This window comes from Streptomyces sp. NPDC085937 (assembly GCF_044540535.1).
Classification (GTDB): Bacteria; Actinomycetota; Actinomycetes; order Streptomycetales; family Streptomycetaceae; genus Streptomyces.
In genome coordinates, this window is the sequence record NZ_JBITSH010000007.1 from 30931 (window position 1) to 56176 (window position 25246).

23 protein-coding genes and 4 tRNA genes are annotated in these 25246 nt (G+C 72.1%); 12 read left to right on the top strand and 15 right to left on the bottom strand.

Annotated features, from left to right (window positions below; genetic code table 11):
• Window positions 1-12 precede the first annotated feature (12 nt).
• Together ACIF8S_RS16650 and ACIF8S_RS16655 are read left to right on the top strand one after the other, a co-directional pair.
• A tRNA-Asp gene (locus ACIF8S_RS16650) sits at window positions 13-87 on the top strand.
• Window positions 88-309: 222 nt separating this feature from the next.
• Window positions 310-519 (top strand): DUF6274 family protein, encoded by a 210-nt coding sequence (locus ACIF8S_RS16655; protein WP_399999838.1) that lies wholly within the window; start codon window positions 310-312, stop codon window positions 517-519.
• Between the two features lie 446 nt (window positions 520-965).
• Here the strand turns inward: ACIF8S_RS16655 and bldC are convergent, their stop codons facing one another.
• Complete coding sequence (gene bldC, locus ACIF8S_RS16660; RefSeq protein WP_003949541.1) at window positions 966-1172, bottom strand: developmental transcriptional regulator BldC; 207 nt, start codon at window positions 1170-1172, stop codon at window positions 966-968.
• Between the two features lie 540 nt (window positions 1173-1712).
• On the bottom strand, window positions 1713-2555 hold the full coding sequence (locus ACIF8S_RS16665) for a hypothetical protein (RefSeq protein ID WP_399999839.1): 843 nt from the start codon (window positions 2553-2555) through the stop codon (window positions 1713-1715).
• Window positions 2556-2775: 220 nt separating this feature from the next.
• Between ACIF8S_RS16665 and ACIF8S_RS16670 the strand changes: the two genes are divergently transcribed.
• Both ACIF8S_RS16670 and ACIF8S_RS16675 read left to right on the top strand, forming a co-directional pair.
• Complete coding sequence (locus ACIF8S_RS16670; protein ID WP_399999840.1) at window positions 2776-3864, top strand: Leu/Phe/Val dehydrogenase; 1089 nt, start codon at window positions 2776-2778, stop codon at window positions 3862-3864.
• A gap of 319 nt (window positions 3865-4183) precedes the next feature.
• Window positions 4184-4426 carry a DUF3073 domain-containing protein gene (locus tag ACIF8S_RS16675; protein WP_399999841.1) on the top strand — a complete coding sequence of 81 codons (243 nt, stop codon included), beginning with the start codon at window positions 4184-4186 and terminating at the stop codon, window positions 4424-4426.
• A 123-nt stretch (window positions 4427-4549) separates the two neighbouring features.
• Here the strand turns inward: ACIF8S_RS16675 and purM are convergent, their stop codons facing one another.
• The 9 genes from purM to purS all read right to left on the bottom strand — a co-directional run bounded on the left by purM (window position 4550) and on the right by purS (window position 13645).
• A complete protein-coding gene (gene purM, locus ACIF8S_RS16680; protein ID WP_399999842.1) occupies window positions 4550-5617 on the bottom strand; it encodes a phosphoribosylformylglycinamidine cyclo-ligase in 1068 nt (355 codons plus the stop codon).
• A 32-nt stretch (window positions 5618-5649) separates the two neighbouring features.
• On the bottom strand, window positions 5650-7176 hold the full coding sequence (gene purF / locus ACIF8S_RS16685; protein WP_024886127.1) for an amidophosphoribosyltransferase: 1527 nt from the start codon (window positions 7174-7176) through the stop codon (window positions 5650-5652).
• 62 nt (window positions 7177-7238) lie between these two features.
• A complete protein-coding gene (locus ACIF8S_RS16690; RefSeq protein WP_399999843.1) occupies window positions 7239-8024 on the bottom strand; it encodes an META domain-containing protein in 786 nt (261 codons plus the stop codon).
• Window positions 8025-8117: 93 nt separating this feature from the next.
• Window positions 8118-8915 (bottom strand): sterol carrier family protein, encoded by a 798-nt coding sequence (locus ACIF8S_RS16695; protein WP_399999844.1) that lies wholly within the window; start codon window positions 8913-8915, stop codon window positions 8118-8120.
• Between the two features lie 9 nt (window positions 8916-8924).
• Window positions 8925-9761, bottom strand: coding sequence for a M23 family metallopeptidase (locus ACIF8S_RS16700; RefSeq protein ID WP_399999845.1), 837 nt, complete (start codon window positions 9759-9761; stop codon window positions 8925-8927).
• Window positions 9762-9786: 25 nt separating this feature from the next.
• Window positions 9787-10287, bottom strand: a complete 501-nt coding sequence (locus tag ACIF8S_RS16705) for an ArsR/SmtB family transcription factor (RefSeq protein WP_399999846.1) — start codon at window positions 10285-10287, stop codon at window positions 9787-9789.
• A 162-nt stretch (window positions 10288-10449) separates the two neighbouring features.
• Window positions 10450-12708 carry a phosphoribosylformylglycinamidine synthase subunit PurL gene (gene purL, locus ACIF8S_RS16710; protein ID WP_399999847.1) on the bottom strand — a complete coding sequence of 753 codons (2259 nt, stop codon included), beginning with the start codon at window positions 12706-12708 and terminating at the stop codon, window positions 10450-10452.
• Window positions 12705-13385 (bottom strand): phosphoribosylformylglycinamidine synthase subunit PurQ, encoded by a 681-nt coding sequence (gene purQ / locus ACIF8S_RS16715; protein ID WP_145829555.1) that lies wholly within the window; start codon window positions 13383-13385, stop codon window positions 12705-12707. The genes purL and purQ overlap by 4 nt, the downstream gene beginning before the upstream one ends.
• Window positions 13382-13645 (bottom strand): phosphoribosylformylglycinamidine synthase subunit PurS, encoded by a 264-nt coding sequence (gene purS, locus ACIF8S_RS16720; protein WP_006133353.1) that lies wholly within the window; start codon window positions 13643-13645, stop codon window positions 13382-13384. The genes purQ and purS overlap by 4 nt, the downstream gene beginning before the upstream one ends.
• 354 nt (window positions 13646-13999) lie before the next feature.
• Here purS and ACIF8S_RS16725 point away from each other — a divergent pair, with 354 nt between their 5' ends.
• The 8 genes from ACIF8S_RS16725 (at window position 14000) to ACIF8S_RS16760 (ending at window position 18953) form a co-directional block, all read left to right on the top strand.
• The gene (locus tag ACIF8S_RS16725) at window positions 14000-14317 is read left to right on the top strand and encodes an Lsr2 family protein (protein WP_215214000.1); all 318 of its coding nucleotides are present in this window, start codon (window positions 14000-14002) and stop codon (window positions 14315-14317) included.
• A gap of 159 nt (window positions 14318-14476) precedes the next feature.
• Window positions 14477-14548: transfer RNA gene (locus ACIF8S_RS16730), tRNA-Gly, on the top strand.
• An 80-nt stretch (window positions 14549-14628) separates the two neighbouring features.
• Window positions 14629-14701 (top strand) — tRNA-Gly (locus ACIF8S_RS16735).
• A 170-nt stretch (window positions 14702-14871) separates the two neighbouring features.
• Window positions 14872-15843: an ABC transporter ATP-binding protein gene (locus ACIF8S_RS16740; RefSeq protein WP_399999848.1), complete on the top strand. Its 972-nt coding sequence runs from the start codon at window positions 14872-14874 to the stop codon at window positions 15841-15843.
• Window positions 15840-16616 (top strand): ABC transporter permease, encoded by a 777-nt coding sequence (locus tag ACIF8S_RS16745; RefSeq protein WP_349795840.1) that lies wholly within the window; start codon window positions 15840-15842, stop codon window positions 16614-16616. The genes ACIF8S_RS16740 and ACIF8S_RS16745 overlap by 4 nt, the downstream gene beginning before the upstream one ends.
• Window positions 16617-17014: 398 nt before the next feature.
• Entirely contained in the window at window positions 17015-18247 is a 1233-nt protein-coding gene (locus ACIF8S_RS16750; protein WP_399999849.1) for a sensor histidine kinase, read from the top strand.
• Between the two features lie 5 nt (window positions 18248-18252).
• On the top strand, window positions 18253-18858 hold the full coding sequence (locus ACIF8S_RS16755; protein ID WP_400000057.1) for a response regulator: 606 nt from the start codon (window positions 18253-18255) through the stop codon (window positions 18856-18858).
• Between the two features lie 22 nt (window positions 18859-18880).
• Window positions 18881-18953 (top strand) — tRNA-Gly (locus ACIF8S_RS16760).
• A gap of 103 nt (window positions 18954-19056) precedes the next feature.
• Here ACIF8S_RS16760 and ACIF8S_RS16765 read toward each other — a convergent pair.
• From ACIF8S_RS16765 to purD, 4 genes are all read right to left on the bottom strand, one after another.
• Window positions 19057-19956, bottom strand: a complete 900-nt coding sequence (locus ACIF8S_RS16765; RefSeq protein ID WP_349795836.1) for a phosphoribosylaminoimidazolesuccinocarboxamide synthase — start codon at window positions 19954-19956, stop codon at window positions 19057-19059.
• Window positions 19957-20198: 242 nt separating this feature from the next.
• Window positions 20199-21599, bottom strand: coding sequence for a N,N-dimethylformamidase beta subunit family domain-containing protein (locus ACIF8S_RS16770; RefSeq protein WP_399999850.1), 1401 nt, complete (start codon window positions 21597-21599; stop codon window positions 20199-20201).
• 136 nt (window positions 21600-21735) lie between these two features.
• Window positions 21736-23481: a hypothetical protein gene (locus ACIF8S_RS16775; RefSeq protein WP_399999851.1), complete on the bottom strand. Its 1746-nt coding sequence runs from the start codon at window positions 23479-23481 to the stop codon at window positions 21736-21738.
• A 474-nt stretch (window positions 23482-23955) separates the two neighbouring features.
• A complete protein-coding gene (purD, locus tag ACIF8S_RS16780) occupies window positions 23956-25209 on the bottom strand; it encodes a phosphoribosylamine--glycine ligase (RefSeq protein WP_399999852.1) in 1254 nt (417 codons plus the stop codon).
• Window positions 25210-25246 lie beyond the last annotated feature (37 nt).

Genomic DNA, 25246 nt, shown 5'->3' on the forward strand with positions numbered 1-25246 from the left:
GCCGTGAAACCTGGTCCTGTGGAGCAGTTTGGAGTGCTCGCCACCCTGTCAAGGTGGAGGCCGCGGGTTCAAATCCCGTCAGGACCGCTTGACCGAAGGCCCGCCCCCCGCGAGGGAGGCGGGCCTTCGGCATGCACGGCCCCCTTCACCGGCCCGTCCGGGCGCGACGCAGGGCATGCCGGCGGATGCATCCGCGCACCGGGGCGCAGAACCCGTGCCGCGGGCCCCTGTGCCGTCTTGACGGGCCCCGCATCCCTCGGTACTCCAGGAACAAGGGCACGAGCCCACGGGGGTCCCGGAGGTGGCGTAATGGCGGCATCGCCCAGGCACGAGACGCGGGCACTGCTCCGCGCGCACCTCGCGGCCGCTTCGTCGTACCGGCACCTCACCCGCCACTGCCCGGTCTGCCACCGTCTACAGCGTCTGGCGATGGATTCCGCGACCGGCGACCGCGCCGAGGCCGCGGAGCCCGCCGAAGACCCGCGGGAACAACCGGCCGTCAACACGCGTTCCGTCTAGCGCATATGCCGTCGGCTCAACAACCCGACTGGTATGTGACGGGTGTCACCGTATGAATTTTGACAAGGGTGGAACTTACGCCCCACCTACAACAGGTCAATTTAATATGTGCAATTGCACTGCCCCGAGGGCTCCGCGTCGGCCGCCCCGCAGGTGAGCCCACAGCGACCCCACAGGCGCCCCCAGAGTCCGACAAGCCCGCGCACGGCGCGCCGTTGGAGCCGCTCAGGCCCGCGAGCGGACCGACACCAGCGCACAAAAAAGATCGCGCTGGACCCGGCGGAGTCCAGCGCGATCGACGACGTACCCGTTGTTCAGTTGCCTGAGAAGCTCTGATTCGGTTGGGCGAAGGGCCTGTTGGGGCAGTCCCCGCGTCGTTTGGAGCTAGTGTGCCCGGGCGTCGGGGCCGGTGGGGGACCAGCCGGTTCTGCCCGGTTCATGCAGGTTCAGGCCTCGCTGCGCTGCTGCGGAATGCCCGCGAGCAGTGCGCGGACCTCGGCTTCGCGGTAGCGGCGGTGCCCGCCGAGCGTGCGGATCGACGTGAGCTTGCCGGCCTTCGCCCAGCGCGTGACCGTCTTCGGGTCGACGCGGAACATGGTGGCAACCTCAGCGGGGGTCAGCAGCGGCTCGGCATCAGGGGTGCGAGCGGTCATGAGCGGCCTCCTCGGGAGAACCGAACCTTCTCGGTTCTTTCCTCTAAATTCTGCACCTTGACCCGCGTTGCCCGAAATGGCGGACGCGAGTCGAGTCGGTTATAGGACGAACGGCTTGTCCTCGGCACTACAACTACACCATCTGTCCAGCCACGTCGGCCAAACCGATGGAATTGCCCTCCCAGGTGTTCATCAGCCGCGGAAGCCGATGGACCATGCCATAGCGGACAGTCACGCCCCTGTGACGATCAGTCACAGCAGCATGCAGGAGTCACCGGACCCCCCAAAGCGTGCAATGCTGAGATTCCGCCCATAGTGGAGCACAGCAGGACGGAGGAGCCCTCCCCGGACTCCTTGTCCTATTTTGGCATGAGGAGGGGCAAGGGACGCAAGAGCCCCGTACGTGCGGTCCGTCACGCTTGACACGCTTGAGACAAACGCCCGGAACGGCTGCTACGTCCGTTGTCGCGTCCGGATTGACGCGACTTCACACACCTCAGGTGCGAAGACAAAACCCCAAGAAGGGCGTTTGGTCAAACGTCAGTTCGCCGAGCGCAGGTCGCGCACGGCGCGCCAGCGCTCCACGAGGCGCCCGTAGGCCTCCCCCGCGCCCTCCTCGTCACCGCGCCGCAACGCCGCGATCCCCTCGCCGACGTCGGCCGCCGAGTGGTCGTCCTCCAGGACGCCGGCCGGCAGCGCGTGCACCAGTCCCCCGTAGTCCAGCTCGACCAGCGAGCGCGGGTGGAACTCCTCCAGCCAGCGGCCGACGTCCACCAGGCCGTCGATCAGCAGGCTCTCGTCCACGGCGTCCCGAAGCGTCCGCAGCCCGCGGGCCACACGCCGCCGTGCCTGGACCATCGGGGTCCGGTAGCGCAGCACCGGGTCCTCGTCGGCGGAGCCCTTCACGTGCTCGCGCTCGTCGTCGTCGAACAGCACGAACCAATTGATCGGCACCTGCCAGGTGGAGGACCGGATCCACGGCCGCGCGTCGGGGTGCTCGGCCAGCCAGCGCTCGTAGTTCCGGGTGGCCTGGTGCCGTACGACCGGGGGCAGCAGGGCGTCCAGGACGGGCAGGGGGTACTCCTCCGCGAGGTCGCCCAGCGCCTGCCAGCCGCGCAGCCGGGTGCGCCACGGGCAGACGCAGACCACGCCGTCCGCCTCCAGGACGAAGGCATCGTCGCTCTCGTGCACCGGCACCGCGACCGGTGGGGTGGGCGCCAGGCCGGCCAGCGACCGGCGCAGTTCCTCCTGGTAGGAGGGGCGGTCGGGGCGGCGCGCGTAACGCGCCCAGTGTCCGCGCTCCGGCTCCGGGAAGGCGGCCAGCGGTTCGTACACGCGCAGGTAGGTCGCGTAGGGGACGATCACCGAGGACACCTTGGGCACGCTCTGCTCCCTCCCCCGCGGACCGCTGCGAAAACCTGTCCGGCCCCCGCCCGGACGGGTGGGAAACCCCGGCAAATCGTCGCACGCGGTACTCCGGACGGAGGTGATCCGGGACACAGTGCCGCCGTCGGGCGCGCGAGGATCTACTCTCGTGCCACAGCCCCCGCCACCCGTACGGGAGCCCGTCCCACCCGCCGCTACTTACTCAGGAGTCACCACCGTGACCGACGTATCTGACGGCGTCCTGCACACCCTGTTCCGTTCGGACCAGGGCGGTCATGAGCAAGTCGTGCTCTGTCAGGACCGTGCCAGTGGCCTCAAGGCCGTGATCGCCATCCACTCCACCGCTCTGGGCCCCGCCCTGGGCGGTACGCGCTTCTACCCGTACGCCTCCGAGGAGGAGGCCGTCGCCGACGCGCTGAACCTGGCGCGCGGGATGTCGTACAAGAACGCCATGGCCGGTCTCGACCACGGCGGCGGCAAGGCCGTGATCATCGGGGACCCGGAGCGGATCAAGACCGAGGAGCTGCTGCTGGCCTACGGCCGGTTCGTCGCCTCCCTCGGCGGGCGCTACGTCACCGCCTGCGACGTCGGCACGTACGTCGCCGACATGGACGTCGTGGCCCGGGAGTGCCGCTGGACCACCGGCCGCTCCCCCGAGAACGGCGGCGCGGGCGACTCCTCGGTGCTCACCTCCTACGGCGTCTACCAGGGCATGCGGGCCGCGGCCCAGCACCTGTGGGGCGACCCCTCGCTGCGCGACCGCAAGGTCGGCATCGCGGGCGTGGGCAAGGTCGGTCACCACCTGGTGGAGCACCTGCGGGCCGAGGGCGCCGAGGTCGTGATCACCGATGTGCGCGAGGACGCCGTACGCCGGATCCTCGACCGGCATCCCGAGGGCGTGTCCGCCGCGGCCGACACGGAGGCGCTGATCCGCACCGAGGGCCTGGACATCTACGCCCCGTGCGCGCTCGGCGGCGCCCTGAGCGACGAGACCGTGCCGGTGCTGACCGCCAAGGTGGTCTGCGGCGCGGCCAACAACCAGCTCGCGCACCCGGGCGTGGAGAAGGACCTCGCCGACCGCGGGATCCTCTACGCGCCCGACTACGTGGTGAACGCCGGCGGCGTGATCCAGGTGGCCGACGAGCTGAACGGCTTCGACTTCGACCGGTGCAAGGCGAAGGCGTCGAAGATCTTCGACACCACGCTCGCCATATTCGCACGTGCGAAGGAGGACGGTATTCCGCCGGCCGCCGCGGCCGACCGGATCGCCGAGCAGCGGATGGCGGAGGCGCGTCCGTCGCGGTGAGTCCGTACGAAGGCGCCCCCGATCGGGGCGCCTTCGTACACATGAGCGGTACCCGTCGGCGGGCACTTCGAGAGAACTCTCACTTCTCCCGGCGGGTCGACCGTCGATAAGTGGTTAAAATCGCCGTTGACCAGCGAGGACGGGGCGCCTCGAAGGTTCTGGGCACGGGCACGTCATGCGGGCGACGTACCGTATGGGCGCGGGCTCAGGTACCGTGGAAGCCCTACGGACCGGTCTCTCCATGGAGAGCCCGTTCTGGACCATGAACGCGTGTCAAGACTCTGGGGCCGTCGAGCCCCGTCGTTGAGGGGGTCGAGCCATGGGGCGCGGCCGGGCCAAGGCCAAGCAGACGAAGGTCGCCCGCCAGCTGAAGTACAACAGCGGTGGGACTGACCTCTCACGCCTGGCCGAGGAGCTGGGTGCATCGCCTTCGAATCAGCCACCGAATGGTGAGCGTTTCGAGGACGATGAGCAAGACGACGACCTGTACGCACGGTACGCCGACCTCTATGAGGACGACGAGGACGAGGACGGCCCGTCCTCTCAACGTCGCGGCGCCTGACCTTGCGTGGTGCATGAGCCCGGTCGGTGACTCCGGTCACCCACCGGGTTCAGTGCTGCCCGGACCGGCCTCGCGGGCCGGTGCGCTGCCCGCCCGCTCCTCGTGCGGGCAGCGTCCCGGAGCTCAGTTCGCGTAGTCACCGACAAGAGCGGCACCCGTGGTGTGGTCACCGCGGTCGGTGATCTCGCCGGCCACCCAGGCGTCCACGCCACGGTCGGCCAGCGTCGCCAGCGCCACGTCCACGGACTCCTGGGGCACGATCGCGATCATGCCGACGCCCATGTTCAGCGTCTTCTCCAGCTCCAGCCGCTGGACCGAACCGGTCCGCCCGACCAGGTCGAACACCGGAGCGGGCGTCCAGGTGGAGCGGTCCACCGTGGCGTGCAGCCCGTCGGGGACGACACGCGCCAGATTGGCCGCCAGCCCGCCGCCGGTGACGTGGCTGAACGCGTGCACCTCGGTGGTGCGGATCAGCGCCAGGCAGTCCAGCGAGTAGATCTTGGTGGGCTCCAGCAGCTCCTCGCCGAGGGTGCGGCCCAGCTCGTCGATCCGGGCGTCCAGGGCGAGGCCCGCCCGCTCCAGCAGCACGTGCCGGACGAGCGAGTAGCCGTTGGAGTGAAGTCCGGAGGACGCCATGGCGATCACCGTGTCACCCGTACGGATGCGATCCGCGCCGAGCAGCCGGTCGGCCTCCACCACGCCCGTACCGGCGCCGGCGACGTCGAAGTCGTCCGGACCCAGCAGGCCGGGGTGTTCGGCCGTCTCACCGCCGACCAGGGCGCAGCCGGCCAGCACACAGCCCTCCGCGATGCCCTTGACGATCGCGGCGACGCGCTCGGGGTGGACCTTGCCGACACAGATGTAGTCGGTCATGAACAGCGGCTCGGCGCCGCACACCACGATGTCGTCCATGACCATCGCGACCAGGTCGTGGCCGATGGAGTCGTAGACGCCCATCTGCCGGGCGATGTCGACCTTGGTGCCGACGCCGTCCGTGGCGGAGGCGAGCAGCGGGCGCTCGTAGTTCTTCAGGGCGGAGGCGTCGAAGAGGCCGGCGAATCCGCCGAGGCCGCCGAGGACCTCGGGGCGCTGCGTCTTCTTCACCCACTCCTTCATCAGCTCGACCGCGCGGTCGCCCGCTTCGATGTCGACGCCCGCCGCTGCGTAGCTGGCACCAGTGTTCTGGGACATGGCTGTGAGAGCTTTCGTGTCGTCCGTCAGGGTTACGGGCGGCGGATCGCGTCGACCGCGGCCGGGGCGGCGGTGCCCGCGGCGAGCTCGGTCTCCAACAGCTGCTTGCCGAGGAGCTCGGGGTCGGGCAGCTCCATCGGGTACTCGCCGTCGAAGCAGGCGCGGCACAGGTTGGGCTTGGCGATGGTGGTCGCCTCGATCATGCCGTCGATGGAGATGTACGCCAGGGAGTCGGCGCCCAGCGAGGTGCCGATCTCGTCGATGGTCATCCCGTTGGCGATGAGCTCGGCGCGGGTGGCGAAGTCGATGCCGAAGAAGCAGGGCCACTTCACGGGCGGCGAGGAGATCCGGATGTGGACCTCGGCCGCGCCCGCCTCGCGGAGCATGCGGACCAGGGCGCGCTGGGTGTTGCCGCGGACGATCGAGTCGTCGACCACGACCAGGCGCTTGCCCTTGATGACTTCCTTGAGCGGGTTCAGCTTCAGGCGGATGCCGAGCTGCCGGATGGTCTGCGAGGGCTGGATGAACGTACGGCCGACGTACGCGTTCTTGACCAGGCCGGCGCCGAAGGGGATGCCGGAGGCCTCCGCGTAGCCGATGGCGGCCGGGGTGCCGGACTCGGGCGTCGCTATCACCAGGTCGGCGTCGGCGGGCGCTTCCGCGGCGAGCTTGCGGCCCATCTCCACCCGGGACAGGTACACGTTCCGGCCGGCGATGTCGGTGTCGGGACGGGCCAGGTACACGTACTCGAAGACGCAGCCCTTGGGCTTTGCTTCCGCGAATCGTGACGTGCGAAGGCCGTTCTCGTCGATGGCGACGAACTCGCCCGGCTCGATCTCGCGCACGTAGCTCGCGCCGCAGATGTCGAGGGCGGCGGACTCGGAGGCGACCACCCAGCCGCGCTCCAGCCGGCCGAGGACCAGCGGGCGGATGCCCTGCGGGTCACGGGCGGCGTAGAGGGTGTTCTCGTCCATGAAGACGAGGCTGAAGGCACCCCTGACCTTGGGCAGGACTACGTGCGCGGCCTGCTCCACGGTGACCGGCTCGCCGTCGGCGGCGCGCTGGCCGGCCAGCAGGGCGGTGATCAGGTCGGTGTCGTTGGTCGCGGCCACCTTGGGCGCGCGGCCGTTCTCCTTGGGGAGCTCGGCGACCATGTCGGCGAGCTGCGCCGTGTTGACCAGGTTGCCGTTGTGGCCGAGCGCGATCGATCCGTGCGCGGTGGCGCGGAACGTCGGCTGGGCGTTCTCCCACACGGAGGCTCCGGTGGTCGAGTAGCGGGCGTGACCGACCGCGATGTGACCCTGGAGGGAGCCGAGGGAGGTCTCGTCGAAGACCTGGGACACCAGGCCCATGTCCTTGAAGACGAGGATCTGGGAGCCGTTGCTGACCGCGATACCCGCGGATTCCTGGCCCCGATGCTGGAGGGCGTAGAGCCCGAAGTACGTGAGCTTGGCGACCTCTTCACCCGGAGCCCAGACACCGAAGACGCCACAAGCGTCCTGGGGGCCCTTCTCGCCGGGGAGCAGGTCGTGGTTGAGTCGTCCGTCACCACGTGGCACGTCTCCGAGTGTAGGCGAGATCGACCACTGGTCCGAATGCCCGATGCGGCCACGGCGGTGGATCAGCGGGCCGCGACGGCCCGCACTTCCGCGCCGTTTTCGCTGGTCAGCGTGAGGGTGTTGCCGTCGATGGCGTAGTCGGCGGTGCCGTTGAAGAGCTTCGTCAGGGCCTTCTCGGCGTCCATGAGTGAGTCTTCGCACATCATTCGGGTCAGGGACGGGACGCCGAGGGTGATATGGCCGTCGCGCACGGTGGCGTCGGCGTTCACCTGGTTGCAGCCGAGGTTCCCGGAGACCGCGCCGCGCTCCTTGTCGAAGGTGAGGTGGGCGCGGCCGGCGACGGCCGGGGTGGTGACGGTCCAGCGGGTGCCGCGCAGCGGGCTGTCCTCCGTCTCGCTGAGGCGCACGGTGTCGCCGGAGCCGGTGGTCAGCGTCAGGCGGCCGTCGGAGGCGTCGGCCTTCAGCACGCCGTCGCCGAGGGCGCGGGACACGGCGCCCTCCCCGTCCATGATCGCGTCGGAGCAGGCCCTGAGGGTGGTCTCGGGGTCGGTGAGCCGGATGCGGTCGCCGTCGGTGCGGACCCGGGCCTCGAACAGGTTGCAGCCGTAGCTGCCGGTGGCCCGGCCGTCCTCGCCGAGGGTGAGGTGCGCGCCGTCGGGGGCCCGGTGCGTGGTGCCGTCGACGGTCACGCTGTCGACGGTCCAGCGGACGCCGGTGACCGGCTGCTGCGCCTCGGCGGTGCCGCTGCCGGCCCCCGCCCTCTCGTTGCCGCAGGCCGCCGCGAGCGGGACGACGAGCACGGCGACGGCCGTCAGGGTCATGCGCTGGGTGTGCTTCTGTCGGTCCATGCCGGTTCGACGGGAGGGCGGAGCGGGTGGTTCCCCTCCTCCGTGCGGGATCGGTGGCCCACGCCGTCCGGAACGGGCTCGGCCGTCCGCGGCTCAGCCGAGCAGCGGCAGGTACGGCCCGAGGTCCGCTCGTTCCCCGCTGGCGCTCACCTCGGCGGTGGCCAGGGCGTCCGCCCAGCTGATCCGTCCGCCGGCCAGCCGGATCCAGGTGAGCGGGTCGGTCTCCACGACGTTCGGCGGGGTGCCCCGGGTGTGCCGGGGGCCCTCGACGCACTGCACCACCGCGAACGGCGGGACGCGCACCTCCGTGGAACCGCCGGGCGCCTTCGCGGCGAGCGCGTCGGCCAGCAGCCGGACGCAGGCGGCGAGGGCCTGCCGGTCCACGGGGACGTCCAGGCCGGGGACGGCGGCGTTGAGGTCGTCGGTGTGGACGACGAGTTCCACGGTGCGGGTGACGACGTAGTCCGCGAGGGGCAGGGCGCCCGCGCTGGTGGGGAGCAGCCTGGTGCCCGGGTGGGCGTCGAGGCGCGCGGTGAAGCGCTGCTCGAGGTCCGCGAGGTAGGCGTCGAGGTCGGCGTGATCCGCCCCGAGCCGGTGCGCGGTGTCCGCGATGGCGGGGGCGTCGGCGGCGATGGCGGTGGGCCAGTCGGTCAGCCTGGCGTCCTGCTTGGCGGGCTCCGGCTCGTCCAGCAGCCGGTCCACGGCCTGCAGCGCGGTGCCGATGTGGGCGACCAGCTCCCGGACGGTCCAGTCGCCGAGCCGGGTGGGCCGGGCCAGCTGCTCCGGGGTGAGGGTGCGGACCGCCGAGCGGACGTTCCCGAACTGCGCCAGGACGGCGGCGCGGGTCTTGGCGGGGTCGTAGGAGCGGGGGCGTTTCCTGGCCGGTGGCATGGCGGAAGCCTATGCGGGGGCGCCGGTCCGCCGGGCCGGTATCTCGAACACCTCGTTGTTGCGGGGGACGCCGGTGCCGCGCCAGGTGAAGGGGATGCCGCGCGCGGTGTCCGGGTCGGGGCCGTCCATCAGCTGGAAGTGCAGGTGGGGTTCGGTGGAGTTGCCCGAGTTGCCGACCTGGGCGAGCACCTGGCCCGCCCGCACCCGGTCGCCCTCGCGGACGGTGAGGGAGCCGCGCCTGAGGTGGGCGTAGGCGGCGAAGACGCCGTCGCCGAGGTCGAGGACCACGTGGTTGCCGATGATCCTCCCGGCTCCGAACAAGTCCCGGACGTTCGCCTCGACGAGCATCAGGTACGCCAGTGCGGGCAGCGAGCCGCGGCTGAGGTGGTCGCGCGCCCGGTCGGTGGCGCGGACGACGGTGGCGTCGGCCACCGCGTGCAACGGGGCGCCGAAGGCCGGGAAGTCGGCGTTGCGCCGGGTTATGGGCCACAGCACGCGGAACGCCGGACGGGAGCCCGGCTCGGGCTCGGCCACGACGTCGATGGCGAAGGTCTGGCCGTAGGCGTGGGTGCGGTGGCTCGGGGTGTGGTCGGCGGGGCTGTTCATCGCGATCCAGCGGCCGGTGACCGGCGGCTCCACCTCGACGGCCTCCCGGGCGGCCCGGGGACTGTCCGGGGCCCCGCCCCAGCGGTTGCCCGCCACCAGCAGGACGTAGGCCAGCAGGAGCGGGAGGAAGTCCCACCACACCGAGTGGCCGAGGTCCAGCGCCACGTGGGCGATCACCAGGCCGAAGAAGGTGATCAGGAGCCCGCGATAGGCGGTCTTGAGGAGTTTGCGCGCGGACATGCTTCCCCCAGGGCTCGTCGGTGTGTCAGGGCCGCGCCGCCGACAGCGCCACCAGCAGCGGCACGACCCGGCCCGCCGGGACCTCGTGCCGGCCCCGGCCGGTGGTGTGCAGCCAGCCGGCGGCGCTGAGCTGGCGCAGGTGGTGGTAGATCTGCCCGGTCGTGCCGATGTCGTCCAGCTCCGCCAGTTCGGCGGCGGTCCGACGGCCGCCGACTATCTCGCGCAGCAGCCGCAGCCGGACCGGATGTCCGAGCGCGGCGAAGGACTCGGCGGCGTCCGGCCACTCGTAGGTGATCAGGTCGGCGGTGAGCGCGCCATGCTGCCAGTCGTACCGCTCGCCGGTCGGCATTCGCACCGCGCCGGTGAACAGCACGCCTCCGTCGGCTGCCTTCAGCTCCGCGAGCTGCTCCTTGAGCCCTTCCAGGGCCCAGAAGTCGCCCTCGCCCAGGCGGGGAGCGGCACGGTCGGCCCCTTCGAGCGCCGCCAGCCGGCGCTCGAGCTCGGTCATACGCTCTTCGAGTTCCACGCCTTCGAGATTACGTAACTACGTAATCCCGCGCAAGGGCCTTGCACACCTGTGGACGACCGGCCTGGCCCGGCGGCCCGACCGCACCCCGCCCCGGCGGCCGGACACGACGAAGCCCCCGCCGGTGAGGGCGGGGGCTTCGCGGGAGAGGGGTGCTGCGGCTCAGGCCAGCAGCGCCGGGATCGTCCCCTCGTGGGTCTCGCGCAGTTCGGTCAGGGTGAGGGAGAACTCGCCCTGGACCTCGACCGCGTCACCGTCCACGACGCCGATGCGGGTGGCCGGGAGACCGCGCGCACCGCACATGTCGTTGAAACGGAGCTCCTCCGAGCGCGGCACGGCGACGACCGCGCGGCCGGCCGACTCGGAGAACAGGAAGGTGAACGCGTCCAGCCCGTCGGGCACCACCAGACGCGCGCCCTTCCCGCCGAGCAGGGCCGACTCGACGACCGCCTGGACCAGACCGCCGTCCGACAGGTCGTGCGCGGAGTCGATCATGCCGTCGCGGGAGGCGGAGATCAGGATCTCGCCGAGCAGCCGCTCACGCTCCAGGTCGACCTTCGGGGGCAGGCCGCCGAGGTGGTCGTGGATCACCTGCGACCAGGCCGAACCGCCGAACTCCTCGCGGGTGTCACCCAGGAGGTACAGCAGCTGGCCCTCCTCCTGGAAGGCGACCGGGGTGCGGCGGGCCACGTCGTCGATGACACCGAGGACGGCGACCACGGGGGTCGGGTGGATGGCGGCCTCGCCCGTCTGGTTGTAGAGCGAGACGTTGCCGCCGGTCACCGGGGTGCCGAGCTGCTTGCAGCCGTCCGCCAGACCGCGCACGGCCTCCGCGAACTGCCACATGACCGCCGGGTCCTCCGGAGAGCCGAAGTTCAGGCAGTCGGAGACGGCGAGCGGCTTGGCACCGGTCGTCGCCACGTTGCGGTAGGCCTCCGCAAGGGCCAGCTGCGCGCCCGTGTAGGGGTCGAGCTTGGCGTACCGGCCGTTGCCGTCGGTGGCGATCGCGACACCGAGGCCGGACGCCTCGTCGATGCGGATCATGCCGGAGTCCTCGGGCTGGGCGAGGACGGTGTTGCCCTGCACGAAGTGGTCGTACTGCTGGGTGATCCACTGCTTGGACGCCTGGTTCGGCGAGCCGACCAGCTTCAGGACCTGGTCCTTCAGCTCCTCGCCCGTCGCCGGGCGCGGCAGCTTGTTCGCGTCGTCCGCCTGGAGCTCGTCCTGCCAGGACGGGCGGGCGTAGGGGCGCTCGTAGACCGGGCCGTCGTGGGCGACCGTGCGCGGGTCGACGTCGACGATCTTCTCGCCGTGCCAGAAGATCTCCAGGCGGTCGCCGTCGGTCACCTCGCCGATGACGGTGGCGATGACGTCCCACTTGTCGCAGATCTCGAGGAACCGGTCGACCTTGTCGGGCTCCACGACCGCGCACATGCGCTCCTGCGACTCGCTCATGAGGATCTCCTCGGGCGAGAGCGTGGAGTCGCGCAGGGGCACGTCGTCGAGGGTGACGCTCATGCCGCCGGAGCCGTTGGAGGCGAGCTCGGAGGTGGCGCAGGACAGGCCGGCCGCGCCGAGGTCCTGGATGCCGACGACCAGCTTCTCGGCGAACGCCTCCAGGGTGCACTCGATGAGCAACTTCTCCTGGAAGGGGTCGCCGACCTGCACCGCGGGACGCTTCGACGGCTTGGCGTCGTCGAAGGTCTCGGAGGCGAGGATCGACGCGCCGCCGATGCCGTCACCGCCGGTGCGGGCGCCGTACAGGATGACCTTGTTGCCCGCGCCGGACGCCTTGGCGAGGTGGATGTCCTCGTGCCGCATGACGCCGATGGCACCGGCGTTGACCAGCGGGTTGCCCTGGTAGCAGGCGTCGAAGACGACCTCGCCGCCGATGTTCGGCAGGCCCAGGCAGTTGCCGTAGCCGCCGATGCCGGCCACCACGCCGGGCAGCACGCGCTTGGTGTCGGGGTGGTCGGCGGCGCCGAAGCGCAGCGGGTCGACCACGGCGACCGGACGGGCGCCCATCGCGATGATGTCGCGGACGATGCCGCCGACGCCCGTGGCCGCGCCCTGGTAGGGCTCGACGTAGGAGGGGTGGTTGTGCGACTCGACCTTGAAGGTGACCGCGTAGCCCTGGCCGACGTCCACGACGCCCGCGTTCTCGCCGATGCCGACGAGCAGCGCCTCGAACTCGGGGGCCTTCTCGCCGAACTGGCGCAGGTGCACCTTGGAGGACTTGTACGAGCAGTGCTCGGACCACATGACGGAGTACATGGCGAGCTCGGCTCCGGTGGGCCGGCGGCCGAGGATCTCCACGACCCGCTCGTACTCGTCCTTCTTCAGGCCCAGCTCGGCCCAGGGCAGCTCGACGTCGGGGGTCGCGGCCGCGTGCTCGACCGTGTCCAGGGGCGTCTTGCTCATGCGGTGACCAGCTTCTTGAGGATCGACGTGAAGAAGGGCAGGCCGTCGGTACGGCCCGTACCGATCAGCGACTCGACGGCGTGCTCGGGGTGCGGCATGAGACCGACGACGTTCCCGGCCTCGTTGGTGATGCCGGCGATGTCGTTGAGCGAGCCGTTCGGGTTGACGTCGAGGTAGCGGAACGCGACCCGCCCCTCGGCCTCCAGCTTGTCCAGCGTGTACCGGTCGGCGACGTAGCGGCCGTCCATGTTCTTCAGCGGGATGTGGATCTCCTGGCCGGACTCGTAGTCGGCGGTCCAGGCGGTGTCCGCGTTCTCCACCCGCAGTTTCTGGTCGCGGCAGATGAAGTGCAGGTGGTCGTTGCCCAGCATGCCGCCGGGGAGCAGGTGCGCCTCGGTGAGGATCTGGAAGCCGTTGCAGATGCCGAGGACCGGCAGACCGGCCTTCGCCTGCTCGATGACGGTGTCCATGACCGGCGAGAAGCGCGCGATGGCGCCGGCGCGCAGATAGTCGCCGTAACTGAAACCGCCGCAGAGCACGACGGCGTCGACCTGCTTGAGGTCCTTGTCCTTGTGCCAGAGGGCGACGGGTTCGGCACCCGCGACGCGGATCGCGCGCTGGGTGTCCCGGTCGTCGAGGCTGCCCGGGAAAGTGACGACGCCAATACGAGCGGTCACTTCGCGGCCTCCGCGACTTCCTCGACCCGTACGGTGAAGTCCTCGATCACGGTGTTGGCGAGGAAGGATTCCGCAAGATCGTGGATACGGGCGAGCGCGGCCTCGTCGACCGGCCCGTCAACTTCCAGTTCGAATCGCTTTCCCTGACGGACGTCCGAGATCCCTTCGAAACCCAGTCGCGGCAGTGCGCGCTGCACCGCCTGGCCCTGGGGGTCGAGGATCTCCGGCTTGAGCATGACGTCGACTACGACGCGTGCCACTGGCACTCCCGGTGTGTGGTGCTGAGCAGGTTCCTTCAGACTACCCGCACAAAATTTCTACGCGGGTAGAGTTGTAGGAATCTACGTGAGCACCGTCACGATTCGGCATCGCGGGGAGGCGACCGGGAAAAGATCCGGGAAAGATCCCCCTTCTCCCGCACATCGCTATTGCGCCCCGGACACGCGGACAGATTTAGTCGGGCTTCACAATGCATTGCCGGGCACTGTACAAATGAATTGTCATTAGCAGATACTTTGCCCGATTACAGGCGGACAGCCGACATCTCGGCGACGTACCGGCACGTCATCAAGGACGTCCGGGCGGAGAGGTGTCGCACGAAGGGACCGATATTCGTGGCGCAGAAGGTCGTGGTCACTCTCTTTGACGACATCGACGGCTCGGAAGCGGCGGAAACGATCGCCTTCGGACTCGACGGCAAGTCGTACGAGATCGACCTCAACGAAGCCAATGCCAGGAAACTGCGCGAGGCGCTCGAGCCCTACGTGGACGCCGGCCGCAAGCGGGCGCGCTCCGGCAAGGCCTACCGGCAGACGGAGGTCGCCCCCGACCCGGCGGCCGTGCGCGCCTGGGCGCAGGCGAACCGGATGGACGTCCCCGCCCGGGGCCGGATCCCCAAGAGGGTCTACGAGGCGTTCACCGCGGCGCAGTGAACCGCACGCGCGTGCACCGCCCGACCCGTTCGGGTGGGCCTGCCGACGGCCGGTCACCGGCCCCTCGACGCAACCGACTTGCGCTGCCCCCCTGCTGATCAGCTAAAGTCTGGAGCACGCCGAGGGGCGAGGCCGAAAGGCCCGGCCCGAGGAGTACATGCGGGTGTAGTTCAGTAGTAGAACATCCCCCTTCCAGGGGGAAGGCGCAGTGTGCAATTCCTGTCACCCGCTCTGCATCGCCGTACCGACCACACTGGTGGATCAGGTAGGCTGGTGCCCGCGCCGATCGGTGAGAGCCGGTCGGAGGCAATGCGGACGTAGCTCAGTTGGTAGAGCGCAACCTTGCCAAGGTTGAGGTCGCGAGTTCGAGCCTCGTCGTCCGCTCGGGAACAAGACCCCGGTCCATCGGACCGGGGTCTTTTCGTGTGCCCCTGCCCCGGGTCCTTCCGGCGATCTTTCTCCTCCCCTTCTCCGCCCGGCCGTCTGACATTTGTCATGTCCGGTGATGACACGGCGCACTGCCGGGCGCTCGCGCCGCCCCGGAAGCTCGAGGCATGGAAACAACCGAACGCGAGCACGTGATCGAGGTCACCGATCTGCGACGTGTCTACGGGGGCGGGTTCGAAGCGGTGCGCGGGATCGACTTCTCCGTGCGGCGCGGGGAGATCTTCGCGCTGCTGGGCACCAACGGGGCCGGCAAGACCTCCACCGTCGAACTGCTGGAAGGGCTCGCCGCGCCGGCCGGCGGGCGGGTCCGGGTCCTCGGCCACGACCCCTACACCGAGCGCGGCGCCGTACGGCACCGCACCGGCGTGATGCTCCAGGAGGGCGGCTTCCCCTCCGAGCTGACCGTCGCCGAGACCGCCCGCATGTGGGCAGGCTGCGTCAGCGGCGCCCGCCCCACGCGGGAGGTGCTGACGATGGTGGGCCTGGAGTCCAAGACGGACGTCCGGGTCAAGCAGCTCTCCGGCGGCCAGCGGCGCCGCCTGGACCTGGCCCTCGCGCTGCTCGGCGACCCCGAGGTGCTCTTCCTCGACGAGCCGACCACCGGTCTCGACGCCGAAGGCCGCCATGACACCTGGGAGTTGGTGAGCGCCCTGCGCGACGCCGGCACCACCGTGCTGCTCACCACGCACTACCTGGAGGAGGCCGAGAGCCTCGCCGACCGGCTCGCGATCATGCACGACGGCAGGATCGCCGTCACCGGCACCCCGGCCGAGGTCACCGCGACCGAGCCGTCCCGCATCACCTTCGACCTTCCCGACGGCTACTTCCTGGGCGACCTCCCGCCGCTCGGCGAACTCGGCGTGAGCGACCACACCGTGGACGGCCGCACCGTCCGGCTGCGCACCCGCGAACTTCAGCGTTCGGCCACCGCGCTGCTGCTGTGGGCGCGGGACGCCGGGGTGGAACTGCGCCGGCTCGACGTGCGCTCCGCCTCCCTGGAGGAGGCGTTCCTCACCATCGCCCGGGACGCCTCGGCCGCCACGGCGGACGGCACGACCACGCAGGAGTACGCCGTATGAGCACCCCCACGACCACCCCGGTCAGCCGGATGACCTCCCTGGCCCGGGCCGAACTGACCCTGCTCGGACGCAGCAAGGGCACCCTCTTCGCCGCCCTGTTCGTGCCGCTGATCCTGCCGCTGAGCGTGCGGTCCGCGGCCGAGGAGATGGACCTCGCGGAGGCCGGGCTCACCCCCGGCACGCTGGTCCTGCCCGCCGCCGTCGGCTTCTCACTCCTGTTCGCCGTGTACTCCTCGCTGGTCGGCGTCTACGTCGTCCGGCGCGAGGAACTCGTGCTGAAGCGGCTGCGCACGGGCGAGCTGCGGGACGCGGAGATCCTCGGCGGATCCGCGCTGCCGGCCGTCCTCACCGGGCTGGTGCAGTGCCTGCTGCTGATCGCGGGCTGCACCGTGCTGCTCGACCTGTCGGCGCCGTCCGCGCCGCATCTGGCCGTCGTCGGCCTGCTGCTGGGACTGGTGATGAGCGCGGCGCTCGCCGCCCTCACCGCCGGCTTCACCCGCACCGGTGAGAGCGCCCAGGTGACGCCCATGCCTCTGATGATCGTGTCGATGCTCGGCTCCGGAATGTTCGTCCCGCTGGAGCTGTTCCCGGACCAGCTGGCGTCCATGTGCGAGCTGCTGCCGCTGACCCCGGTCGTCAGCCTGGTGCGCGGAGGCTGGACCGGCGACCTGTCGGCCGGGGAGTCTTTGGGTGCGCTCACGGTGGCGCTGGCCTGGACCCTGCTGGCGGTGTTTGCTGTACGCCGGCGGTTCCGCTGGGAGCCGCGGCGCTGAGGCAGGCGTGCGCGGCGCCTAGGGGCGTGCGCGGCGCCGTGGAGCGTGCGCGGCGCCGTGGAGCGTGCGCGGCGCCGTGGAGCGTGCGCGGCGCCCGTAGGGCAGCGCGGACGACCGGCGTGCGCGGCGCTGAGGCTGGCGGGCGGCTTCGAAAGGCGGCGCGCGGCTTCGAATGACGGCTGCGGCGCTGGAGGGCGGCGTGGATAGGGGCGCCGCGCTCATGCGGGCGGCGCCGCGGATCGGGGTGCCTCGCTCATGCGGTCGGCGGACCGGAGGCAGCTCCTCGGACCGGACGCGGCCCCTCGGGCCGCAGCCGGCAGAGAGCGGGCGAGGACGCCGGCCTCGTGGACAAGCCGCGCAGGGCGCGCGGGCATCGGGACGGACGGGAGACACGGCGGATGGGCAGTCCGGGCGGCTGGTGGGGGCGTAAGAGCACCCCCGCCAAGGTCGAGACGTACACACGGTGGTCGTTCTACTTCATCGCGCTGTCCGAACCCACGGTGATCGGCGTGACCGCCTTCGGCCACCTGGACGTGCGCGCCGGGCTGCTGCTGATGCTCCCGGTCGCCGGGCATGTGGCGCTGGCCGTGGTGACCGCCTCCCGCGCCCTGGACTGGACGTGCGGCCGGCGGCCTCAGCCGTTGCGGCTGCTGTGGACGCTCGGCGCCGCGACCGCGGCACTCGCGGTCGTCGCCCTCGCCTTCGCCCGGCACGGCTCCCACGGGGACGACACCGCCACAGTCCTGGGGGCGGTGTTCGGCGTCACACTCTGCTACGGCGTGGGTCTGATGGCCCTCGCCATGCAGGACCGGCGGCGCGTCGTCTGGCTCGTCGGCGGGTTCGGGGTCGGCGCGGGCCTGGTGACCTGGGCGCTCGGCATGCCCGCCCTCGCCGCGCTCGGCACGCTCGCGTTCGTGACGGCCGCCAGTGGCTTCTTCGCCGCCACCTCCGGCTTCTCGATCTGGCTGCTCAAGGCCGTCTACGCCCTCGACGAGGCGCGCGAGACCCGGGCTCGGCTCGCGGTCGCCGAGGAGCGGCTGCGCTTCGGCCGGGACCTGCACGACGTGATGGGCAGGAACCTCGCCGTGATCGCGCTGAAGAGCGAGCTGGCCGTGCAGCTGGCGCGACGCGAACGGCCCGAGGCGGTCGAGCAGATGATCGAGGTGCAGCGCATCGCCCAGGAGTCCCAGCGGGAGGTGCGGGACGTCGTGCGCGGCTACCGCAGGGCCGACCTGGAGGCCGAACTCAGCGGTGCGCGCGGAGTACTGCGGGCGGCCGGAATCGACTGCGAGGTCAGCGGAGAGACGGACGGACTGCCCGCCGAGGTGCAGTCCGCGCTGGGCTGGGTGGTACGGGAGGCGACCACCAACGTGCTGCGGCACGGGGACGCGAAGAAGTGCACCGTCACGGTGCGCAGACCGGAAGGGCGTGTGGTGCTGACGGTGCGGAACGACGGGGCCGCCGCCCCGCACGGCCCGGCCCGTACGGGCGGGACCGGACTGGCCGGGTTGCGCGAACGGCTGTCCGCGGTGGACGGCACGCTGGACGCCGGTGGGACCGGCGACGGCGACTTCACGCTGGTCGCGGAGGTCCCGCTGACCGCGTGGGCCGTACTGGAGGTCGCGTCGTGACGGACGTGGTGCGGCTGCTGCTCGCCGACGACGAGCATCTGATCCGCGGGGCGCTGGCGGCCCTGCTGTCCCTGGAGGACGACCTCCTCGTGGTCGCCGAGGCCGCCTCCGGACCGGAGGCCCTGGCCATGGCACGGGCCCACGAGCCGGACGTCGCCGTACTGGACCTGCAGATGCCCGGCGCGGACGGTGTGAAGGTGGCCACATCCCTGCGGACCGAGCTGCCCGGCTGCCAGGTGCTGATCGTGACCGGTCACGGACGGCCGGGGCATCTCAAGCGGGCCCTCGCGGCGGGGGTGCGGGGCTTCGTCCCCAAGACCGTCAGCGCCCAGCGGCTCGCGGAGATCATCCGCACCGTGCACGGGGGAAACCGCTACGTCGACCCCGAGTTGGCCGCCGACGCGATCGCCGCCGGCGACTCACCGCTGACCGCGCGCGAGGCGGAGGTGCTGGAGCTGGCGGAGGACGGGGCGCCCGTGGCCGAGATCGCGGAGCGGGCCGCGCTCTCCCAGGGGACCGTGCGCAACTACCTCTCCTCGGCCGTCTCCAAGCTCGGCGCGGAGAACCGCCACACCGCGGTGCGCCTCGCACGCGAGCGAGGTTGGGTATAGTGGTGCTCGCGCCACGGCGCAGGCGAACGTAGCTCAGTTGGTAGAGCGCAACCTTGCCAAGGTTGAGGTCGCGAGTTCGAACCTCGTCGTTCGCTCAAGGAACAAGGCCCCGGTCGATGACCGGGGCCTTCGTCGTGGGCGGATGCCCCGGCGGGGGTGGCGGGGCCGGGGGCGTGCCACCCCGGCCCCGGGCCCTCGTCAGCTCCAGGTGGTGCCGGTCAGGCGCTCGTACGCCTCCACGTACTTCGCCCGGGTGGCGTCCACGACCTGCTGCGGCAGCGGCGGCGGGGGCTGCTCGCTCCTGCGGTCCCAGCCCGACTCGGCCGAGGTGAGCCAGTCCCGCACGAACTGCTTGTCGTACGACGCCTGCGCGCGCCCCGGCTCCCACTGCTCGGCCGGCCAGAAGCGGGACGAGTCCGGGGTGAGCACCTCGTCGGCGATGACCAGCTTCTCCCCGTCGAAACCGAACTCGAACTTGGTGTCCGCGAGGATGATGCCCCGGTCCCGCGCGATGTCGCGGGCGCGCGAGTAGGCGGCGAGGGTCGCCTGGCGCAGCTGGGCGGCGGTCTCCGCGCCGACCTGGCGGGCGACCTCCTCGTAGGAGACGTTCTCGTCGTGCTCGCCGACGGCCGCCTTGGTGGCCGGGGTGAAGATCGGGGCGGGCAGCTCGGAGCCGTCGACCAGGCCGTGGGGCAGGGCCAGCCCGCAGACCGTCCGGTTCTCGTTGTACTCGGCGAGGCCCGAGCCGGTGAGATAGCCGCGGGCCACGCACTCCACCGGGACCATGTTCAGCGACTTGCACACCAGGGTGCGGCCCGCCCAGTCTGCGGGGGCGCCGTCGGGGAGCTCGGTGCTCAGCACGTGGTTGGGCAGCAGGTCGGCGAGCTGGTCGAACCACCACAGGGAGAGCTGGGTGAGCACCCGGCCCTTGTCCGGGATCTCGGTCGGCAGCACCCAGTCGTAGGCCGAGATGCGGTCGCTGGCGACCATCACGAGGTCGCCCGCCTCGTTCCGGTACAGCTCGCGCACCTTGCCGGTGTGCAGATGCACCAGGCCCGGAACCTGGATCGGCTCGGGCTTGTCGACGAATCCGGACACGGTTCCTCCGCGTGATCGAACAGAAGGGACGCCCGCTGCGCTCCTGTTCCCGTGGGCTCCCCGGGGGGCGTGGCGGGAGGGGCAGGGCGATACGTCGATTCTCCCGTATGTGGGGACGGAGCGAAGGTCGGGGTGGTGCGGGGAGGGCCGGGGAGGGCCGGGCGGAGCGGCGGAGGCGGCGGGGGACCCGGCCCCGGGACCCGGCCCCGGTGGGAGCGCGGGCCCCGGGATCCGGGCCCCGGTCAGTCCCGTTTGCAGATGCGGTCGAGGAGGTTGGCGGTGGCGCGCTGGACGAGGGGGTCGGTGTGTCCCGGGCGGTCGAGGGCCGGGGACCAGGCGAGCGTGCCGGAGGCGAAGACCCAGGCGCCGGACGGTGCCCGGTACAGGGAGGTCTCCTGGTGGCGCCGGGCGCCCTGCCGGTCGCCGTACGGGGAGTGCGCGAGCAGCACCCGTTCCTCGTGGTAGGGCAGCGGGGTGCGCGGGTAGTAGCGGTCCGCGCACCCCGCGACCATGCCGTCCAGGGCGTCGCCCTCCTGCGCGCCGGTCGCCTCCCACATCCAGTGGCCGCTGTTGCGGACGATCAGCGGCCGGGGCCGCGGGACCCGGCCCGCGTACTGGATGCCGAGCAGCTGCTGCTCCGCGCGGTCGTGCTCCCGCCACAGCGCGGGCCCGTTCTGCCCTCGGCGCCGGCCGCAGGTGAGCAGGCGGTCCGGGCCGGACGGGGCGGGGGCGAGCTCCACCTGCCGGTGCAGGGTGCGGGCGGACAGGAACACCAGGGACGTGCCGTGCTCCCGGGCGCCCTCCACGGCGGTGCGCATCTCCGTGGTCCAGTACTCGTCGTGGCCGGGGAAGACCAGGCCCCGGTAGCGGGTGGGGTCGATCCGGCCGGCGTGCAGGTCACGGGCGTCGGCGTAGGCGAGGTCGTAGCCGTAGCGCTCCGCCCAGCGGATGACGTCGTAGGCGTGCCCGGCCTGCGGCGGGAGGCCGTCGCCCGCGTAGGGGCGGTCGAAGGAGACGGTCGTGACGGCGTCGGTCCCGTCGAGCGGGCGGGCCTGGTCGTCGTGGCCCGGGGCGAGGCTCGCGCCGGCGTCCGCGGCCGGGTAGGGGTTGTACGCCTGCCAGGTGACGTCCGGCAGCACGAGCAGCAGGTCGGCCGGCCGGTCGTCGCGCACGGTGAACGGGATGTGCGCACGGTGGCGCCCGTCGGCCGTGGTGAGCACGGCGACGTACGCGCCGACGTTCCAGTACGACGGCACCGCCAGCCGCCAGGACAGCCACCAGTGGTGGCAGGAGACGGTGCGCCCGGCGGTGAGCGGCGGAAGCTGGGCCAGGCCGGGGAGGAGGGGGCTGGAGGTCATCGCGGTCGCGCCGTGGCCGTCGTGGTGGCCGACGCGGTGGACGTCGATCCGGAACGGCCGGGGCGGTTCGACGGTGACGTGGAAGTCGATCGACGTGCCAGGGGCGACGGCACCGGCGGAGGTGAAGCCCGCGATCCGGCCGTCCGCCGCCTCCTTGATGGCGGATGCCGGGGAGCGGGGCGTGCCGGTGTCGGAAAAGGCCTGCCACGGAAGGGTGACGGGTGCGAAGGCGTCGCTCCCGTCCGGCGCCGGCGTCTCCGCATGGCGCTTGCGCTCCGGCGTCATGACCGTCCCCCTCCCCCGAGCGTGAACGGCCCCAGCACATCACATACCGCACGCGCGCCGTCACCGTTCGTCGTGAATCGGTGCGAGGTGAGGGACCAGGCTCCGGATCAGCCGAGGCGTACGGGCCGGCTCCGGATCAGCCGAGGCGTACGGGCTTCTCGGCGCGTATGCCCTGACGGGTCAGCCATCCCTCCAGGGCCGCGGGGTCACCCTCCTCGATCAGGCTCAGCACCCGGGGCGGGAGATCCGTGGCGCGGGCGCCGCCGACGAGGAGCGTGGGCCCGTCGAGCCAGTCGAGGCCGGGCGCGGCCCCCACGGTGTCCATCGCCGCGCAGCAGACCATCGCCGTGATGTGGTCGGTGAGCAGCTCCCGCCCGGTGCGGGGCGGCTGCAGCGGGAAGAGGGGGAGCGCGCCGTCGTCGCGGACGGGGTCGGGGTCGGACATCGCGGTGCCGGGAGAGGCGGAGGCCGCGGCGGCCTCCTCGCGGGCCAGCTCCGCGGTGAGCCGGGCGGCGAGGGCGGCGCCGTGGGCGGTGCCGCCGGCCAGGTCGTCCTCGTCGTCGGGGACGGACGGAAGGGGGGCGCGGGTGACGTCCGGCGGGGCGGCCAGGTGGGCCAGGACCCGGGCGAGGGTGGGGCCGTCGGGAGCCTGCGGCCCGTCGGCCGACGGCGGCACGCCGAGGGCGTCGAGTATCCGGTGGAGGCGGGCGGCGTCGGTACGCCACTTCCGGTCGACGACCTCCTCCGGGTAGTCGCCCCAGTGGACCGGCGACCAGTCGGGGCCGGTGCGGGCCGGGCCGCCGTGGAAGAGGCGGGCGGCGAGCAGCGAGGTGGCCTCGTCGACCGCGCCGGGCTCCTCGAGGAGGTCGCAGGCGGGACGCTCACCGAGGCGGGAGGCGAAGCCCTCGGCCAGCCGGTCCCGCCGGGACAGCTCGGTGAGGGCGGCGACCACGCCCGCGTTCAGCCGCGAGGGCCAGCGGCCCATCCGCCAGGCGGGCAGCGCCACCCGGGTCAGCAGCCTGTCCCAGCCCGCGTACGCCAGGCCCACCTGCTCCTGGGCGACGATCCGCAGGCCGTAGTCCACGGCCTTGGCGCGGTCGGCGGCGGCCGCGGCGACCCCGCGCTCCATCTCGGCCGCGTGCACCCGGCTGCCGTGCAGCATCAGCCGGACGATCCAGCCGACGCCGCCGAGCACCGCACGGTGCGCCGGCCCGCGGTCCGGCGCCGACGTCACGGCCGCCGCGGCGTCCAGGCCGCGTACGAAGCGCCGGGCGGCGGCTATGTCGGGGTGGGCGGACGGGCCCGTACCGGCGACGACCGGGGCGAGGAGCGCGCGCAGCTCGGCCACCCGCATCCACCACAGGAACGGCGAACCGATGACCAGCACGGGCGCGGCGGGCGCGCGGCGGGCGGGCCGGCCCGCGCGCGCCACGTCGTGGTGCTCCTCGGGCGGCGGGGGGCCGTGCGCCGGGTGGGTGCGGTCCTCCAGCCAGCTGTCGCAGTCAGGGGTGAGCGCTATCGCGGACGGCGCGGGGACACCGAGGCGGTCGGCGAGGTCCCGCACCATGCGGTACAGGTCCGGGGCGGCCTCCTCGGCGATCGGCACGGTGGGGCTCACGGCGGGCCGGGCGCGGGCGACGACCAGGGCGACACCGGCGGCGAGCAGCAGCACGAGGACCGCGACGGGGGTGAGGATCCGGCGGGCGAGGTCCCAGCCGGGGCCCGGCAGATGGCCCGTGGACCCGCCGACCAGCAGGATCACTGCGGCGGCGGCCGGCAGCAGGGCGACGGCCAGGGCCCGGCTGCGGATGCGCAGCACCGCCAGTGCCCGGGAGCGCGCGCTCCGAGTGCCCGTGTCTCTGCCCACTCCGCTCGCGGTCATGGTCCGGCCTCACCCCCTCCCTGCGCCTGACGCTGTCCTGGCGTTGTCCATGCCCCCCACTGTGGCACCCGCCACTGACATCGCAATGCCGGTGGGCCAAGTGCCGGAACGCTTGCGCGGCACCCTAGTTGGGGCTCCGGCCCCCGTCAGCCGGATGGCACATCGCTCACTCGATGGAATGGCTTTGGGGAGAGGTGGTCGACGGACGGCAAGGGTCAGGCCCCGGATCCTGCGGGGATCCGGGGCCTGTGAGGTTCTTCGGTACGTGCGGGGCGGGACGGGCGGTCCGGGAGCTCGGCACGGGCGGCCGGTCCGCTGCGGTGGCCGGCACGGCGGGCGGTCCGGGAGCTCGGCACGGGCGGCCGGTCCGCTGCGGTGGCCGGCACGGCGGGCGGCCCGGGTGCTCGCCGGGCGGGCGGGAGCCGGGTCGCGAGGCGGCCCGGGCGAGATCCGGGTCGCCAGGCGTCGGCCCCGTCAGGCCTCCCGGGCCGCCTTCGCCGCGATGTCCGTCCGGTGCTGGGAGCCGTCGAGGCCGATGCGGGCCACCGCACGGTAGGCACGGTCGCGGGCCTCGGTGAGGTCCTTGCCGGTCGCCGTCACGGACAGCACGCGCCCGCCCGCGCTGACGACCGCGTCGCCCTCCTGCCGGGTCCCGGCGTGCAGGACGTAGGCGTGCGGAGCGTCCTCGGCGGCGACCTCGTCGAGGCCGGTGATCGGGTCACCGGTGCGCGGGGTGCCGGGGTAGTTGTGCGAGGCGACGACCACGGTGACCGCGGCCTCGTCGCTCCACCGCGTCGGCTCCAGGTGGGCGAGGTTGCCGGTGGCGGCGGCCATCAGCAGTCCCGCCAGCGGGGTCCGCAGCCGGGCCAGCACGACCTGGGTCTCGGGGTCGCCGAACCGGGCGTTGAACTCGATCACACGGACACCGCGCGAGGTGATCGCCAGACCGGCGTAGAGCAGACCGGAGAACGGCGTACCGCGGCGCCGCATCTCGTCCACGGTCGGCTGGAGCACCGACTCCATGACCTCGTCGACCAGCTTGGGGTCGGCCCAGGGCAGCGGGGAGTACGCCCCCATGCCGCCGGTGTTCGGGCCCTCGTCGCCGTCCAGGGCACGCTTGAAGTCCTGCGCGGGCTGGAGGGGGACGACGGTCTCGCCGTCGGTGATCGCGAAGAGGGAGACCTCGGGGCCGTCGAGGAACTCCTCGACGACCACACGCTCGCACCCGGCCGCGTGCGCACGGGCCGCCTCGACGTCGTCGGTGACGACGACGCCCTTGCCGGCCGCGAGCCCGTCGTCCTTGACGACATAGGGGGGACCGAACGCCCCGAGGGCCGCGTCGACCTCGTCCTCGGTGGTGCACACGTAGGAGCGGGCGGTGGGCACGCCGGCCGCCGCCATGACGTCCTTCGCGAAGGCCTTGGAGCCCTCGAGCCGCGCGGCCTCCTTGGAGGGGCCGAAAACCGGGATGCCCGCCTCGCGCACGGCGTCGGCGACACCGGCGACCAGGGGCGCCTCCGGGCCGACCACCACGAGGTCCGCGCCGAGCCGCGCGGCCAGCGCGGACACGGCGGCGCCGTCGAGGGCGTCGACCTGGTGCAGCTCGGCGACCTCGGCGATGCCGGCGTTGCCGGGCGCGCAGTGCAGCGCGGTGACATCGGGGTCGAGGGACAGGGAGTGGCACAGGGCGTGTTCGCGGGCGCCGCTTCCGATGACGAGGACCTTCACGGGGGTCAGCCTAACGGCAGCGGACGTATGCCCTTTG

Coding starts and splice junctions, on each gene's coding strand:
- ACIF8S_RS16775 (WP_399999851.1), bottom strand. CDS start 23,481: ATGACCGCGAGCGGAGTGGGCAGAGACACGGGCACTCGGAGCGCGCGC.
- ACIF8S_RS16700 (WP_399999845.1), bottom strand. CDS start 9,761: ATGTCCGCGCGCAAACTCCTCAAGACCGCCTATCGCGGGCTCCTGATC.
- ACIF8S_RS16750 (WP_399999849.1), top strand. CDS start 17,015: ATGGGCAGTCCGGGCGGCTGGTGGGGGCGTAAGAGCACCCCCGCCAAG.
- purL (WP_399999847.1), bottom strand. CDS start 12,708: ATGAGCAAGACGCCCCTGGACACGGTCGAGCACGCGGCCGCGACCCCC.
- ACIF8S_RS16675 (WP_399999841.1), top strand. CDS start 4,184: ATGGGGCGCGGCCGGGCCAAGGCCAAGCAGACGAAGGTCGCCCGCCAG.
- ACIF8S_RS16695 (WP_399999844.1), bottom strand. CDS start 8,915: ATGCCACCGGCCAGGAAACGCCCCCGCTCCTACGACCCCGCCAAGACC.
- purM (WP_399999842.1), bottom strand. CDS start 5,617: ATGTCCCAGAACACTGGTGCCAGCTACGCAGCGGCGGGCGTCGACATC.
- ACIF8S_RS16745 (WP_349795840.1), top strand. CDS start 15,840: ATGAGCACCCCCACGACCACCCCGGTCAGCCGGATGACCTCCCTGGCC.
- ACIF8S_RS16740 (WP_399999848.1), top strand. CDS start 14,872: ATGGAAACAACCGAACGCGAGCACGTGATCGAGGTCACCGATCTGCGA.
- ACIF8S_RS16655 (WP_399999838.1), top strand. CDS start 310: ATGGCGGCATCGCCCAGGCACGAGACGCGGGCACTGCTCCGCGCGCAC.
- ACIF8S_RS16770 (WP_399999850.1), bottom strand. CDS start 21,599: ATGACGCCGGAGCGCAAGCGCCATGCGGAGACGCCGGCGCCGGACGGG.
- ACIF8S_RS16690 (WP_399999843.1), bottom strand. CDS start 8,024: ATGGACCGACAGAAGCACACCCAGCGCATGACCCTGACGGCCGTCGCC.
- bldC (WP_003949541.1), bottom strand. CDS start 1,172: ATGACCGCTCGCACCCCTGATGCCGAGCCGCTGCTGACCCCCGCTGAG.